Origin of the sequence: Bizionia sp. (assembly GCF_048259285.1) — a bacterium.
Classification (GTDB): Bacteria; Bacteroidota; Bacteroidia; order Flavobacteriales; family Flavobacteriaceae; genus Algorimicrobium; species Algorimicrobium hallyeonense.
The window spans coordinates 15,205-31,462 of sequence record NZ_JBLXHU010000022.1 but is presented as its reverse complement, the minus strand read 5'-3'; the positions used below and the strand labels follow the sequence as shown (position 1 = coordinate 31,462).

At 34.7% G+C, this 16,258-nt stretch carries 15 protein-coding genes; 8 read left to right on the top strand and 7 right to left on the bottom strand.

Annotated elements, in window-relative coordinates; genetic code table 11:
- Positions 1 to 40: 40 nt before the first annotated feature.
- The 6 genes from ACN0QX_RS11070 to miaB form a co-directional block, all read right to left on the bottom strand.
- A complete protein-coding gene (locus ACN0QX_RS11070; protein ID WP_066248585.1) occupies positions 41 to 316 on the bottom strand; it encodes a co-chaperone GroES in 276 nt (91 codons plus the stop codon).
- A 160-nt stretch (positions 317 to 476) separates the two neighbouring features.
- Positions 477 to 830, bottom strand: coding sequence for a preprotein translocase subunit SecG (gene secG, locus ACN0QX_RS11065; protein ID WP_066256321.1), 354 nt, complete (start codon positions 828 to 830; stop codon positions 477 to 479).
- Between the two features lies 1 nt (position 831).
- Entirely contained in the window at positions 832 to 1,806 is a 975-nt protein-coding gene (locus tag ACN0QX_RS11060; RefSeq protein WP_248397900.1) for a hypothetical protein, read from the bottom strand.
- A gap of 1 nt (position 1,807) precedes the next feature.
- Complete coding sequence (locus ACN0QX_RS11055; protein WP_248397903.1) at positions 1,808 to 2,314, bottom strand: LptE family protein; 507 nt, start codon at positions 2,312 to 2,314, stop codon at positions 1,808 to 1,810.
- Between the two features lie 20 nt (positions 2,315 to 2,334).
- On the bottom strand, positions 2,335 to 3,603 hold the full coding sequence (locus ACN0QX_RS11050) for a sigma-54 interaction domain-containing protein (RefSeq protein WP_376859047.1): 1,269 nt from the start codon (positions 3,601 to 3,603) through the stop codon (positions 2,335 to 2,337).
- A gap of 51 nt (positions 3,604 to 3,654) precedes the next feature.
- The gene (gene miaB, locus ACN0QX_RS11045; protein WP_417197006.1) at positions 3,655 to 5,094 is read right to left on the bottom strand and encodes a tRNA (N6-isopentenyl adenosine(37)-C2)-methylthiotransferase MiaB; all 1,440 of its coding nucleotides are present in this window, start codon (positions 5,092 to 5,094) and stop codon (positions 3,655 to 3,657) included.
- A gap of 151 nt (positions 5,095 to 5,245) precedes the next feature.
- Between miaB and ACN0QX_RS11040 the strand changes: the two genes are divergently transcribed.
- The 8 genes from ACN0QX_RS11040 (at position 5,246) to ACN0QX_RS11005 (ending at position 15,822) form a co-directional block, all read left to right on the top strand.
- A complete protein-coding gene (locus tag ACN0QX_RS11040) occupies positions 5,246 to 6,019 on the top strand; it encodes a hypothetical protein (protein WP_417197004.1) in 774 nt (257 codons plus the stop codon).
- Between the two features lie 159 nt (positions 6,020 to 6,178).
- Complete coding sequence (topA, locus tag ACN0QX_RS11035; RefSeq protein WP_248397914.1) at positions 6,179 to 8,710, top strand: type I DNA topoisomerase; 2,532 nt, start codon at positions 6,179 to 6,181, stop codon at positions 8,708 to 8,710.
- Between the two features lie 9 nt (positions 8,711 to 8,719).
- Positions 8,720 to 9,886 (top strand): formimidoylglutamase, encoded by a 1,167-nt coding sequence (locus ACN0QX_RS11030; protein WP_417197001.1) that lies wholly within the window; start codon positions 8,720 to 8,722, stop codon positions 9,884 to 9,886.
- Between the two features lie 163 nt (positions 9,887 to 10,049).
- Complete coding sequence (gene gldK, locus ACN0QX_RS11025; RefSeq protein WP_248400595.1) at positions 10,050 to 11,420, top strand: gliding motility lipoprotein GldK; 1,371 nt, start codon at positions 10,050 to 10,052, stop codon at positions 11,418 to 11,420.
- Positions 11,421 to 11,480: 60 nt separating this feature from the next.
- On the top strand, positions 11,481 to 12,125 hold the full coding sequence (gene gldL, locus ACN0QX_RS11020; RefSeq protein ID WP_248397918.1) for a gliding motility protein GldL: 645 nt from the start codon (positions 11,481 to 11,483) through the stop codon (positions 12,123 to 12,125).
- Between the two features lie 53 nt (positions 12,126 to 12,178).
- Positions 12,179 to 13,729, top strand: a complete 1,551-nt coding sequence (gene gldM / locus ACN0QX_RS11015) for a gliding motility protein GldM (RefSeq protein WP_248397919.1) — start codon at positions 12,179 to 12,181, stop codon at positions 13,727 to 13,729.
- A gap of 50 nt (positions 13,730 to 13,779) precedes the next feature.
- A complete protein-coding gene (gene gldN, locus ACN0QX_RS11010; RefSeq protein WP_376859060.1) occupies positions 13,780 to 14,679 on the top strand; it encodes a gliding motility protein GldN in 900 nt (299 codons plus the stop codon).
- A gap of 99 nt (positions 14,680 to 14,778) precedes the next feature.
- Entirely contained in the window at positions 14,779 to 15,822 is a 1,044-nt protein-coding gene (locus tag ACN0QX_RS11005) for an NAD(P)/FAD-dependent oxidoreductase (RefSeq protein WP_417196998.1), read from the top strand.
- Here ACN0QX_RS11005 and ACN0QX_RS11000 read toward each other — a convergent pair.
- Positions 15,815 to 16,195 carry a DUF983 domain-containing protein gene (locus ACN0QX_RS11000; RefSeq protein ID WP_417196996.1) on the bottom strand — a complete coding sequence of 127 codons (381 nt, stop codon included), beginning with the start codon at positions 16,193 to 16,195 and terminating at the stop codon, positions 15,815 to 15,817. The genes ACN0QX_RS11005 and ACN0QX_RS11000 overlap by 8 nt on opposite strands.
- Positions 16,196 to 16,258 lie beyond the last annotated feature (63 nt).

Genomic DNA, 16,258 nt, shown 5'->3' with positions numbered 1-16,258 from the left:
ATGTTTATAATTTGTTTATTGGATGTTTGAATTTTTACGATTAAACTATTGCTAGAATGTCGCTTTCGCGCATAATTAGATAATCTTTACCCTCTAATTTTAATTCCGTTCCTGCGTATTTGCCATAAAGAACAGTATCACCAACCTTAACAGTCATAGGCTCGTCTTTAGTGCCTTTTCCTGCTGCCATTACTTTGCCTTGTTGTGGTTTTTCTTTTGCATTATCCGGAATAATAATTCCTGATGCTGTTTTCGTTTCAGCTGCTTCTGGTTCAATAAGAACACGGTCTGCTAATGGTTTAATTTTTAATGCCATTTTTGTATGTTGTTTTATTAATTATAATTTTAATTACTGCTTTAGCAGTATGCTAAAAATGTGCCAATAGCAGTATACTGACAAAATTTCATTCATTCCTTTTAGGGTACAAAAAAAGCCAACTGAAAAGTTGGCTTTTTTTGTTTTTTTGTAACACGTTCTAGTTAGAAGCGTCTGGTGTTTCCGTGCTTTCATTAGTTGCGGCTGGAACAGCAGGTGCAACAGGAGCAGGTTGTTGTGTATTGATTTGTTCAATAGCTTTGGACTCTGCAGTTCCTGTTCTGCTAATAGTAACATTAGAAACTAAAATTAACACCAACATAATTGTTGCTAGTGTCCAGGTGCTTTTGTCTAAAAAGTCTGTTGTTTTTTTAACACCACCTAGTTGTTGAGTGCCACCACCACCAAATGATGATGATAATCCGCCACCTTTAGGGTTTTGAACCATTATAACTACTATTAGTAAAAAGGCAACCACTACAATAAGTGCTAAAAATATGGTAAACGTACTCATGTTATTCGTTATTTTGTTCTTGTAATTGTTTTACTGCTTTAATTTGGTCTGCAAAGAAACCACTTTTTTCTGGATATTTCAAACTTAAAATGTTGTAAGATTGAATTGCTTTTTTATAGTTCTTTTGCTCTAAATAAATTCGGGCTAAAGTTTCAGTCATTAAGGCTTCTGGCTGAATCATTTGTGCATCAGCAATATTGGTGTTTACAGTGGTTGTTTTTTTTGGTTTTAACTTCGGGTTTTTGGTGATAAATTCATCAATTAAATCAAACTTTTTACTGCGTTCTGTTTCCGAATTGTCTGTATTTTCTATACCACTTTCAATTGGTTTTTCGCTCTTTATATTATCAGTTCCCCGATTAATTGGTTCAAAACGTGTAAGCATTAACCATTCATTAAAGGAATGTTTTTCTTGATGATTAAACTGTAACGGTTGACCTAGCTTTAAAACTTGGTCAGGAGCAGGCGAGTCTGACGTATTCGATTCAATTGTTTTATTTTTTGAAATGTCTTCAACTGGTAATGCCTCATCAATCTGAAAATGCGCTATGGGTGGTTTACTCGTTTTAAGTTGAAACAATTCTGGATCTAACGTGCCTTCTGTGTCTGTAATTTGTTGCTTTAAAACATCATCAACCCGACTTCTTTTATTAAATGACATGTCTTCAGAATCAACTTCAATAGATTTAATATGGTCTAAATGTTGTTTAATATGCTGTGATATTTCATTTTGCAAAAAGGCTTCAGACGTAATAAAATCAAATAAAATACTTCTATCGGTGGTATATGCAGCGGTTACTTTTAACTCATTATTATATTTAATACTAGATTTGGATTTTAATCCTTTTAAATAACTAGCACGAGCCGCTTGAAAATAAGGGTATTGCTCCAAAATCGCTTTCAATTCCGCTGTTTGTTGTGGCGAAATATCTTGGGGTTTCTGTATGATTTTAGAAAATTCAGCAGCTGTTATCATATTACCATTTTGCTAATGTTGCATTAAAAATATCTTGTGTTAAACGCTCGAATATTTCAGCTAAAGCGGTGTCTTTTTGAGAACCTGTTAATAATGCTGCTCCAGCATAATCATAAAAGAATGAGAAGCGTTGCTCTAAATTATCTTCTTCGTTTTTCATATTGTAAAAACGAACATTTACCGTAACATTCAATCGGTTTTGAGCGGCTGTGTTATTGGCTGTTGCTGTAGTAGGCGAAATACGATATTCTGTAATCTCTCCTTCGTAAACCAAATCACCACTAGACTTTACTAAATCTAAATTGGTTTGATTTATTAATAAATCGGTTAAAGCATTCGTAAAGTCCCGATCTAAACCAGGTTCTACTAAAATAGCATTATTTTGAAAATAATTGACTTGAAATGTTTTAACATCGGGAGCAATGGAAGCTCCTGTAAACGAATAGGCGCCACAACCCAAAAAGGTGATTAAAACGATAGCTGATAAAACTATTTTTATGATTTTCATAAATTAATTTTTAAAACCAATTACAGGTCGTATTGTTTAATTTTTCTATATAATGTCCGTTCGCTAATGCCTAATTCGGCAGCTGCTAATTTACGCTTTCCGCCATGGCGTTCCAACGATTTTTTTATGAGTTCTAATTCCTTATCATGTAAGGACAGCGTTTCTTCTTCTTCAATTTCTTCAGCAAAATGATATTTGTCTGTTGCTGTTTCAATAGGTTCATCAGAATAGGTGTCACTTGGTTTTTCAGGAATGGAAAGTACTTCTAAATCTTCATAAGCCTCCTGCGTGTCATCATCTACTTCGCCATAAATTTTATCGATAAGGCTCTCATTTTTCTTCTGAACTTCTGAAGCATTTCCAGTTTTCATTAGTTCCATGGTGAGTTTCTTTAAATCGTTTAAATCACTTTTCATGTCAAAAAGCACTTTATATAGAATTTCACGTTCGCTACTAAAATCGCTTTCCGATTTTGTATTACTAATTACAGCGGGTAATTGCGAGCTTTCTGAAGGTAAATAATGTCTCAACGTGTCTGCCGAAATTTCCCTAGTTTGTTCTAAAACGGAAATTTGTTCGGCAACATTGCGCAACTGTCTAATATTTCCATTCCAGCGAAACTTTAATAATATAGCGACAGCTTCATCGGATAATTTGATGGTTGGCATTTTATATTTTAAAGCAAAATCACTAGCAAACTTTCTAAATAATAAATGAATATCCTCTTTTCGGTTTCGTAGCGGTGGTAAATTGATTTCAACTGTACTTAAGCGGTAGTATAAATCTTCCCGGAATTTTTCTTTTTTAATTGCGTCAAACATATTAACGTTTGTAGCTGCAACAATGCGCACATTGGTTTTTTGTACTTTACTGGAACCTACTTTTATAAATTCGCCATTTTCTAAAACTCGTAATAAACGTACCTGGGTTGTTAGTGGTAATTCACCAACTTCATCTAAAAAAATGGTGCCACCATCGGCTACTTCAAAATAACCATTTCGAGTGGCTGTAGCACCTGTAAAAGCACCTTTTTCATGGCCGAAAAGTTCACTGTCAATTGTGCCTTCTGGAATGGCACCACAGTTTACGGCAATATATTTACCGTGTTTTCTGTGAGATAGGGAATGGATAATTTTAGGAATACTTTCTTTACCCACACCAGATTCACCAGTTACTAAAACCGAAATATCTGTTGGTGCTACTTGAATAGCTTTTTCAATGGCGCGATTAAGTGTTGGGTCGTTTCCAATTATGCCGAAACGCTGTTTGGTTGCTTGTACTGATTCCATATCTAATTTCCTGCGAAGGCAGGAATCTTATTAATTATTAATAGCTCCTTTTTATTCTGAATACCCAACAGCCTCGCCAATGAGTGTTGCTGTGGTACAGTCTATTATTTTTACGTTTACAAATTCGCCTACTTTATAATGTTCTTTCGGAAAAACTACAACTGTATTTTGTGAGGTTCGTCCAGACCAGTCTAAATCGGATTTTTTCGATTCTTTTTCAATCAACACTTCATGGATTTGGCCTAAATTTGCCAATGTTTTTTTATGACCATTAGCACGTTGCACATCAATAATTTCTTGTAAACGACGTTTTTTTGTGGCTTCTGGAACATCATCTTTCATATTTCTACCAGCCATGGTTCCTGGTCTTTCTGAATAGGCATACATAAAACCAAAATCGTATTGAACAAATTCCATTAAGCTCAACGTATCTTGATGATCGGCTTCTGTTTCTGTTGGAAAACCTGCAATCATATCTTGACTTATAGCGCAATTTGGGAGAATACGTTTTATATTGGTAATGAGATCCATATATTCTTCACGTGTATGCTGCCTGTTCATTTCCTTTAAAATGCGGTTGCTACCACTTTGTATTGGTAAATGAATATGGTTACAGATGTTTTTATATTTTGCCATGGTTTCTACAACATCCAATGTCATGTCTTGCGGGTTAGATGTAGAGAAACGTATGCGCATTTTAGGTTGTGCTTGGGCACATTGTTCTAATAATTTCGAGAAATTGATAGCTGTTGCTTTTTGCATGTCACTTGCTTTTTCAAAATCTTTTTTCAGTCCGCCGCCATACCATAAATAACTGTCTACATTCTGACCTAGAAGTGTAATTTCTTTATACCCTTTGCTCCATAAATCGTTTATTTCCTCCATAATACTTTGAGGATCTCGACTACGTTCACGACCTCGAGTAAAAGGAACAACGCAAAATGTACACATATTATCGCAGCCACGCGTAATGGAAACAAATGCCGTAACACCATTCGTATTTAAACGTACTGGAGAAATATCACCGTAGGTTTCATCTTTAGAGAGTATGACGTTTATGGCGTCACGACCAGCTTCCACTTCAGAAAGCAGATTGGGCAAATCTTTATAAGCATCTGGGCCAACAACGAGATCTACAATTTTTTCTTCATCTAAAAATTTACTTTTCAAACGTTCTGCCATACAGCCTAAAACACCGACTTTCATTTTGGGGTTTATTTTTTTTACGGCATTGTATTTTTCTAAACGCTTACGAATGGTTTGTTCAGCTTTGTCACGAATAGAGCAGGTGTTTACTAAAACCAAATCAGCTTCTTCTAGCTTTTGGGTTGTGTTAAATCCTTCGTTGGTAAGAATGGAAGCCACAATTTCGCTATCGCTAAAATTCATAGCACAGCCGTAACTTTCAATAAAAAGTTTGCGTGTATTGGATTCTTTGGCTTCTAATATAAGGGTTTCACCTTGTTTTGATTCGTCTATAATCTTCTCCATAAATGCATCTGAAATGAGGTTCAGTCAATAAGTATGCAAAGTTACAATTATTTTTTACACTGTGACAAAGTGTCATATAATAAAAAATAATTTTGCGCATGCTATATAATTAACCGTAATTTGAAATCTATCACTAACTAATTAACCACTTATGAACACAATGAATTCACTTTTAGAAAAAATTGCGAATGCACCTTCGTTAGATTTTGGAACTATTTTTAGCGACGCGTTTGATTTGTTTAAGAAAACTTGGGTACAAGGCTTTTTATTGCAAATTATAACGTTCATTATTGTATTACCTTTTATTCTGTTATTATATTTACCATTGTTGGGTATAATTATTTCTCAAGCAACAACAGGGGATCAAGATCCTGAAGCGTTTCAGGCTTATTTTGCAGGTTTGGGAATTATGTATATGCTGTTTTTTATAGCAGGTATATTAGTGCTAAGTGTTGTTTCCCTAGCATTGAATGCAGGTTTTTTTAGAATTATGAAACGATTAGACCATAATGAGCCTATTAAAACATCAGATTTCTTTTATTATCTAAAAGGAAAATATTTTGGAAAGCTACTGATATTAATGTTTGCAGCTTTATTTATTAGTTTAATAGCTGTTATGCTTTGTGTATTGCCTATAATTTATGTTGTTGTTCCCATATATTTCTTCTCCATTATTTTTGCCTTCAATCCAGAATTATCTGCTGGTGACATTATAAAGGCTAGTTTTAAATTAGGAAACAAAAAATGGTTATTAGTATTTGGTTTAACTATAATCGCGTCACTTTTAGCACAAATTGTTGGTATGTTAATGTGCGGTATAGGTATTTTAGTTACAGCACCTTTTGTATACCATCCTATGTATTTAGTTTATAAAAATGTAATTGGTTTTGAAGATGAAGTACCAACCAATCATATTGTATCGTAAATTGTAAAAACATTTAATTTTATATTTAATACCTGTATTTAAAATTGTTTAAATACAGGTTTTTTATTGGTAGTAGGGATAAAATAAAGCATAGGAATTTTTAAAAATTAGGAACATGTACTTTTTTTCATATACATTTGTAGCCTTAAAAAACATGAAATGGCAAAGAATTTAGTTATTGTTGAGTCGCCAGCGAAGGCGAAAACAATTGAAAAATTTTTAGGAAAAGATTTTAAAGTAGAATCCAGTTTTGGACATATAGCTGATTTACCTTCCAAGGAATTAGGTGTTGATGTTGAAGGCGATTTTAAACCTGTTTATGAGGTTTCTAAAGATAAAAAAGCAGTAGTAAAAAAACTGAAAGATTTAGCAAAAAAAGCCGATATGGTTTGGCTAGCAAGTGATGAGGATCGCGAGGGTGAGGCAATTGCTTGGCATTTAGCCGAGTCTTTAAATTTAGATAAAGAGAAAACAAAACGGATTGTTTTTCACGAAATTACAAAAACCGCTATTCAAAAAGCCATTGAAAATCCACGTGGAATTGATTACGATTTAGTGGATGCACAACAAGCTCGTCGTGTTTTAGATAGAATAGTAGGTTATGAGTTATCGCCTGTTTTATGGCGAAAAGTAAAAGGTGGTTTGTCCGCGGGACGTGTGCAATCGGTTTCAGTGAGACTCATTGTAGAGCGTGAACGTGATATACAAGGATTTAATCCGGTGGCATCTTATAGAATTGATGCGGAGTTTTCAAATGAAGATGGTCAAACCTTCAAAGCAAAACTTCCGAAGAATTTTTCATCTAAAAAAGAAGCACAAGCCTTTTTAGAAAAAAATGCTAAAGCGACATTCAAAATTGGTGATTTACAAAAAAAGCCAGCAAAAAAATCGCCAGCAGCACCATTTACAACATCCACATTACAACAGGAAGCAGCACGTAAATTATACTTTTCTGTAAGTAAAACCATGACTATGGCACAACGCTTATATGAAGCCGGTTTAATAACCTATATGAGAACCGATAGTGTCAACCTTTCTGATGAGGCCCGAAAAGGTGCCAAAGCAGAAATTGAAAGTGCTTATGGTTCTAAATTCAGTAAACCACGTACGTATAAAGGAAAATCTAAAGGCGCACAAGAAGCGCATGAGGCTATACGTCCAACAGATTTTGCAAATCATTCTGTAAATATCGATCGCGACCAAGCGAGATTATATGATTTAATATGGAAACGCGCTATTGCATCACAAATGAGCGATGCGGAATTAGAGCGTACCAATTTAAAAATAGACGCCTCCACACACAACGAAAATTTTACTGCAAATGGTGAGGTAATTACCTTTGAAGGTTTTCTAAAAGTATATTTAGAAGGCACCGATGATGAAGATGAAGAGCAAGATGGTATGTTGCCAGCCATGAAGGTGAACGAAACCTTGCTTAACAATTATATTACCGCAACCGAACGGTATACTAGACCACCAGCGCGCTATACTGAAGCGTCTTTGGTTAAAAAGCTAGAAGAACTTGGTATTGGTCGTCCGTCCACCTATGCGCCAACAATTTCTACCATTCAGAACAGAAATTATGTAGAAAAAGGAACTATTGATGGTGTGGAACGTGAGTACACGGTATTAACATTACAAGATGGAGCAGTTAAGGATAAATTACTTTCTGAAAAAGTAGGTTCAGACAAAGGGAAATTAGTACCAACAGATATTGGTATGATTGTAACTGATTTCCTAGTGAATCATTTTGAAACTATTTTAGACTACAATTTTACCGCTAAAGTGGAAGAGGATTTTGATGAAATTGCGGAAGGTAAAGTAGATTGGAAAAAAATGATGAAGGATTTCTATAAAGACTTTCATCCAGTTGTTGTTGATGTCCAGGAGAATGCAGATCGGGAATCTGGCGAACGTATATTAGGAAAAGACCCAGAAACAGGAAAGCAGGTAAGTGTGCGTTTAGGGAAGTTTGGACCTATGGTTCAAATTGGAACCGTGGATGATGAAGAGAAACCACAGTTTGCAAGCCTGTCTCCCGAGCAACAATTAAATACCATTACCTATGAAGAAGCTATGGATTTATTTCAGCTTCCTAAATCTTTAGGTGAATACGAAAAATTACCTGTTGAGGTAAACAACGGTCGTTATGGACCGTATGTTAAGTTTGGCGATCAGTTTGTGTCCTTGCCAAGAGGTACAGATCCATTAAGCGTAGAGTTGGATGATGCTATTGTTCTTATTAAAGAGAAGCAAAAAGCAGATGCTCCTATATATATGTATAAAGATTTACCGGTTCAGAAAGGAAAAGGGCGTTTTGGTCCTTTTATAAAATGGAACGATATGTTTATTAACGTAAATAAAAAATATGATTGGGATAATTTATCGGATGATGATATTGTAACTTTAATTGAAGATAAAATTCAAAAAGAAATAGATAAGGTTATCCATAATTGGGAAGATGCTGGTATCCGTGTTGAAAAAGCACGTTGGGGCAGACATAACATTATAAAAGGTAAAACTAAAATTGAATTACCAAAAACACATGATGTTAGTGAAATGACGTTAGAAGAGGCACAAGCAATTCTAGAAAAAAATGCACCCAAGAAAAAGGCAGCCAAAAAGAAGGCGCCTGCCAAGAAGGCGACAGCCAAAAAAGTAGCCAAGAAAAAAACCACGACTAAAAAGTAATAGTAGCTAATGAATTTTAGTTTTCTGACTCCCGTTCCCGATAGTGTTGTAGCTCATAATGAATTATTGTCAACACAAGCGCTTGGAAGAAAATTGCGTATTCATTCTGCTCAAAGTGGGATTCCAGATTTAGATGGTGTGCAAATAGCCATCATTGGCGTTTTGGAAAACCGGAATGATATTAATTATATAGGTGAAGATTTTAATTTAAACGAAATTAGAAAATCACTTTACGCTCTTTTTCCTGGAAATTGGCATACTACAATTGCCGATTTAGGCGATATTCATAAAGGAGAATCTATAGAAGATACCTATTATGCCGTAAAAACTGCCGTTGCTCTATTGATTCCCAAAGGTATTATACCAATTATCCTTGGTGGAAGTCAGGATTTAACCTATCCTATCTATCGTGCTTATGATGCGTTGATGCCAATGGTGAATATTGCCAACGTAGATTCTAAATTCGATTTAGGCGATTCAACCAAGCCAATTAAAAACAATAGCTTTGTTGGAAAGATTATATTAGATGAACCGTATAACTTATTCAATTACGCAACTATAGGTTACCAAACCTATTTTAATTCGCAAGAAGAAATAGACTTAATGGATAAGCTTTATTTTGAGTCTTACCGATTAGGGTCTGTGTCTAATGATATTACACTTGTGGAGCCAGCCTTACGGGATGCCAATATAGTGAGTGTTGATTTAGGGTCTGTAAAAGGATCGGAAGTTGGCTCCAGGCAACAAGTATCACCAAATGGTTTTGATGGAAAAGAAATTTGCGCAATTTCACGTTATGCCGGAATTAGTAATAAAGTAACAACATTTGGAATTTTTGAGTACAAACCGTCTAGTATAGACGATTTAACCTCTGGTTTAATAGCTCAAATGTTGTGGTATTTTATAGAAGGTGTTAATTATAGGGTGAAAGACGATGATTTTTCATTAGATCATAACTACCAAAAATTCATTACCTTGGTCGACCACCAAGAGCTTATTTTTTATAAAAGTATGAAATCTGGGCGTTGGTGGATTGAAATTCCTTTTTTAGAAGAAATAAATAATAAATTGAAAAGACATACGTTATTACCTTGTACGCACCAAGATTATCAGAATGCCTGCAATAATAATGTGCCAGAACGCTGGTACAAGGCGTTTCAAAAGAATTGTGTATAAAACTTTAACGTTTTAAGGTGGTATTTCATCGATGAGATGCATTTTTTTACGATGAAACGAGTAATTTTAGGAAAAAAAAGTTGTTTTTTACAAATTATATAAATATGTTTACGCTCTTAAAATTTTTAAGACCGAAATAATTAACCTCGAGTTTTCTATGGATATGAAAAAATTAATGTTATTAACCGCAATTTTAGCTGTGCTAACTAGCTGTGGATCTGGAGACAGAGGTCAGCTTGTAGGAGTTAAAGGAAAAAAATGGCATCCCGAAAAACCTTATGGAATGGAATTAGTTCCAGGTGGTGCTTTTATAATGGGTAAAGCAGACGACGATCTTGCTGGAGTTAATGATGCACCAGCCAAAACGGTAACCGTTCGTTCCTATTATATGGATGCTACCGAAATTACAAACAGCGAGTATAAGCAGTTTGTTAACTGGGTACGTGATTCAACAATCAGAACACGTTTAGCTATTTTAGCCGATGAAGAAGGTTTAACTCAAGCTGACGCTGGTACTATTGGAGATTATGCATTTGTAGATGCAGATCCAGATAATATGTCTGTGTACGAAAAATACATGTATGATAATTATGCTGGTTTAGGTCCAACAGGCTACGAAGGTAGAAAGTTAAACAATGATATCGATATTGAATTTGATACAGCTGCTTATATTGATGAGTTGTATGCAGAAGTTATGGATACCATGTATTTGCCAATAGAAGAATCTTATAATGGTCAACGTACTTGGGATGTAAAGAAATTTAAATTCCAGTATACATATATGGATATCGAGAAAGCTGCCAAAATGCATAATAAAGGTAAAAAGCGTTCGGAATTCTTAATTACAGAAGCTGTAGAAATTTATCCAGATACAACGGCTTGGATTCGTGATTTTGCATACTCTTATAATGAGCCAATGCATAATGATTATTTCTGGCATGCTGCTTATGATGATTATCCAGTTGTAGGTGTGTCTTGGAAACAAGCTAATGCGTTCTGTGAATGGCGTACCTTATATCATAATTCATACAGAAAAGGTAAAAAGCAACATAATGTACCAAAATACCGTTTACCATCAGAAGCGGAATGGGAGTATGCTGCACGCGGTGGCTTACAAGCGGCAACCTTTCCTTGGGGTGGACCTTACACTAAAAATGATAGAGGTTGCTTTATGGCAAACTTTAAACCATTACGTGGTGATTATGCGGCCGATCAAGCATTATATACTGTAGAAGCAAAATCTTACGAAGCAAACGATTACAATCTATACAATATGGCTGGAAACGTTTCAGAATGGGTACATGCTTCTTACGATCCATCTTCTTATGAGTATGTTTCAAGTATCAACCCTAGTGTAAATGATATTAATAATAACCGGAAAGTAGTGCGTGGTGGATCTTGGAAAGATGTCGCGTATTATTTACAAGTAAGTTCAAGAGACTATGAGTATGCAGATTCTGCACGTAGCTACATTGGTTTCAGAACCGTTCAAGATTATTTAGGTACGGATGTAACCTTAAATTCTCTAAACTAATTAAACAAAAAATTAAACTAAACTATAAACTAAATTAAACTAAACTAAAAATTAAAAATTATGGCACAATCAAGAGGATTTAAGAAATTTATGGCAATGGCTTACGGATTAGGTGCATCTATTGTTATTATTGGTGCATTATTCAAAATTATTCACTTTGAAATCGGTCCATTAACAGGTAACGTGATGTTAACAATTGGTTTAGTTACTGAAGCAATAATTTTCGCACTTTCTGCCTTTGAACCAGTAGATAATGATTTAGACTGGTCATTAGTATATCCTGAATTAGCTGGAGGTATGGCAACAACTAAAAAGAAAGAACAACCAAAAGATGCTGAAGGATTATTATCTCAAAAATTAGATAATTTATTAAAAGATGCTAAAATTGACGGTGAGTTAATGGCTTCTTTAGGAAACAGTATTAAAAACTTTGAAGGTGCTGCAAAAGGAATTGCTCCAACCGTAGATTCAATTGCTGCTACTAAAAAGTATGGTGAAGAGTTATCTTTAGCTGCTGCACAAATGGAATCATTAAACAGCTTGTATAAAGTTCAATTAGAAAGCGTTAATCGTCAAGCAACCATCAACGAAGAGTCTGTTGAAAATGCACAAAAATTAAAAGAACAAATGCAATCATTAGCATCTAACTTATCATCTTTAAACGGTGTTTATGGCGGTATGTTATCTGCAATGAATAAAAACTAATTAAGTTTAGTAGTATCAATTTTAAGTAATTATAACAAAAAACTAAATTAGAAATGGCAGGAGGAAAATTATCTGCAAGGCAGAAAATGATTAACTTGATGTATTTAATCTTCATTGCGATGTTAGCATTGAATATGTCAAAAGAAGTGCTTTCGGCATTTGGCTTAATGAATGAAAAATTAGTCGAATCAAACGAAGCAACTACGGATAGAAATCAGGCGTTTATGGCTGGGTTAGCTGAAAAAGTTAGCGAACAACCAGCTAAATATCAACCATTGAAGGCGCAAGCTGATCAAATTGATGAATTATCAAACGATTTCAACTCATACTTAAGTGATTTAAAAGGACAAATGACAGCAACTGTTGATGACCCTCAAGATTACGAAGTTATGGATAAAGGTGACTTTTTAGACAACTACTTCTTTAAAGGCGAAAAGTTGAAGCCAGAAGGTCAAGAGTTCATGGATAAAATAAATGCCTACAGAGATGGTGTTGTTGCTGTATTAAACACAAACCCTGATTTAGCTGATATTGCTGAAGATGTGGAAGAAAAGTTTTCTACAGAGCCAGTAGTAAATAGAGATGGTAACAAAATTGATTGGTTAAGCTATCACTACAGAGGATTTCCTTTAGTAGCCTCTTTAACTAAAATGACCCAATTACAAGCAGACGTTAAAACAACAGAATCTGAAGTGTTATCGTCTATGTTAGCTGGTAAATTAAAAGTTGAAGCTTCTCTAACAAACTTTGATGCGATTGTAGTACCAAGTAAAACGGCTTTCTTTTCAGGAGAAAACTTTACTGGAACTATTATCTTAGGTAAAAAGGATAACACGCTTCAAGCTGATAAAGTTATTATCAACGGACAAGAGTTATCTAAAGAATCTATGCAAGCTGGTAAAACAATTTTAGATTTCCCGGCAGGTGCTGTTGGAGAAAGAGAAATTACTGGTGAATTTCAATTTAAGGAAGGTGATTCTATTATCTCTATTCCTGTGCAATCTACGTATGCAGTAGTACCAAAACCAAATTCAGCAACTATTTCTGCTGATAAGATGAACGTTGTTTATCGTGGTGTTGCAAACCCAATGACTATCTCGTTTGCTGGTGTATCGGATAATAATGTATCAGCTAGTGCGCCAGGTTTAAGTAAAGCATCTGGAACAGGTAAATACGTAATGAATCCAGGTTCAGGTCGTGAAGTGTCTATTAATGTATCAGGAACATTACCTGATGGATCAAAAGTTAGCGATAGAGCAACATTTAGAATTAAAGATATTCCAAAACCAACAGGATCTATTAGTGGTCAAACAGGTATTGTAAAGTTACCACGTAACAGTGTTGAAATTTCAACTATTGGAGCGTTGTTAGATGATTTTGATTTTGAATTACCAATTCAAGTAACATCATTTAAGGTAAAAGTACCTGGACAGCCATCTGTAAATGTTAGTGGAACAAAATTAAATAGTCAAGCTAAAAATGCCTTACGTAAGGCAAGACGTGGAGACCAAATATCAATTTTCGATATTTCAGCACAAATTAAAGGAAACTCATCTTATAAGTTAAAAGGTGTATCTCCAGTAATTGTTGAATTAACAAATTAATATTGGTTTTAACATCTGATGATAAGCCCAAATAATTAAAATTAAAACAGATGAATTATAAAAGTTTTTTATTAACCGTTTTAGGAGTGTCTTTTGTGACAGCTTCTTTTGCACAAGCAAACTTGTTGAGTGCAAAATCGCCAGAGGAAATTGGTGTGCGCACAGAAGCTCAAAAAGCAGTGGATAATGATAAACCATTGGAATATGGTTATGTGGATGATAGAGACATTCTGTTTTCTAAAATGACATGGGAACGCGTTGTTCTTGATGAGCGTGTAAACTTTCCGTTGTACTACCCTGTAGATACAAACAACATAGGCAAGCACAGACGTTCATTATTTGATGTACTTTGGAAAAACGTTAAAAATGGAAACATTGCTACCGTTTATGACGATTCATACTTTACAGCAGAACGTACTATTAATGATTTACGTGCTAGTATGTCTAAAGTAGATACGTTAGATATTGGTTACGATCAATACAATGCGGATGGATTTGTTTCTCCGGAGTATATTACGAAACGTGATATAACATCGTATGATGTAAGCGCCTATTTAATAAAAGGACTTTGGTACTTTGATAAGCGTCAAGCTGAATTAAAATATCGTTTAATTGGTATTGCACCTGCAGCACCAGATGTTAACTTTATTGATTCGGATGATGAGGCAAACAAAGAACCTATTCCATTGTTTTGGGTATTTTTCCCAGATGCACGTGAAATTTTACACGAAGCTAAAGCTTTCAATAATGAAAACAGCTCAGTGCCATATTCATTTGATCATTTGTTAAATTCTAGACGTTTTAACGGCTATATTTACAAAGAAGAAAACGTATATGGAGACCGTAAGGTAACCGAGTATATTTCTGAAAATGCATTAATGCAGTTATTAGAATCCGAGCGCATTAAAGAGAAAATTAGAAACTTTGAATTAGATATGTGGTCTTATTAAGCCTTACATGTTAAGAATATTAAAACGCTCACTTTTTTAAGTGAGCGTTTTTTGTTTTTATGATATTAATAATCCGAAAAGCACAGTACCTTTGCATATATGAAAGTAGATTATTTTATAGTAGGTCTGGGTTTAGCTGGTGTTGCCTTTTGTGAGCAATTACGTAAAGCCAACAAATCCTTTTTGGTGTTTGATAATAATTCCCAACAAGCGTCTTTGGTTGCTGCTGGTATGTATAACCCGGTTATTTTAAAGCGTTTTACTGAGGTTTGGATGGCAAAGGAGCAATTGGCTTTAGCCCAACCATATTATAAGGAATTAGAACGCTTGCTTAATGTGAAACTAGATTATACAATCAAATTATATAGACGCTTTGCGTCCATTGAAGAGCAAAATCTATGGTTTACCGCTTCCGATAAACCGAACTTGGAACCCTATCTATCTACTAAATTAGTTTCAAATTCAAACCCACATATAGATGCGCCATTTAATTTAGGTCAAGTTTATCATGCTGGACGTGTGGATACAACCGTTTTGATTTCGAATTATAGAACCTATCTAAAAAGCCATTCACAAATAGTAACGGATGGCTTTCAATATGAAGCCTTACAAATAGATGCCGAGACGCTTCAGTATAAAAACCATGAAGCCAATCACATTGTGTTTTGCGAAGGGTTTGGATTAAAACAAAATCCGTTTTTTAACTACTTACCACTAAATGGAACCAAAGGAGAGGTTTTAACCATAAACGTTCCCGTTTTGAAAATAGATTATGCCATAAAATCTAGTGTTTTTATTATGCCAAATTCAGATGAAGATTATTATGTTGGTGCCACCTATAGTCGATTTGATAAAACAAACAATCCTACAGAAGAAGGGAAGGCGGAATTAAGTAGTAAACTGAAAACATTTTTAAAAGCACCTTTTGAAGTGGTGAGCCATAAAGCGGGTGTTCGGCCAACAGTAAATGACAGAAGACCATTGGTAGGTACGCATGCAAGTCATAAAAATCTACATGTGTTAAACGGATTGGGCTCTAGAGGGGTAATGATTTCGCCTTATGCCGCAAAGCAACTTTTTAACTTTATAGAAAACAAGCAACCATTAAACCCAGAAATTGCAATAGGCAGATATACTATTTAGCTTTTTCCTTATCGTAATCTACAAACATGTTTATCCAGATGTTTCGAGAAATACGCATGATAATAGGTGAGAAAACAATTAATGTTCCAACTATGGCAATAAAGGCCGTCATTAATCCGGAACCTAGAAAAAGATAACTAATTACAAAAGCAGCCACGGCAAAAGCAATGCCAACGGCATAACTCACATACATTGATCCGTAAAAAAATGAGGGTTCAATATGAAATTTAAAGCCACAATGAATGCAGTTTTCATGCATTTTTTGAACTTCAGATAGTACGTACGGATTTTTATTAACGTACATGGATTCCTGATGGCACTTAGGGCAAGCACCTGTAAAAATGCTATAAAGCTTCGTTCCTTTTGTTATCATTTTTATTAGTTTACTTTTGCACTTTATAAGAAAAACAAAATTAGCCAATTATTTAATATAGTT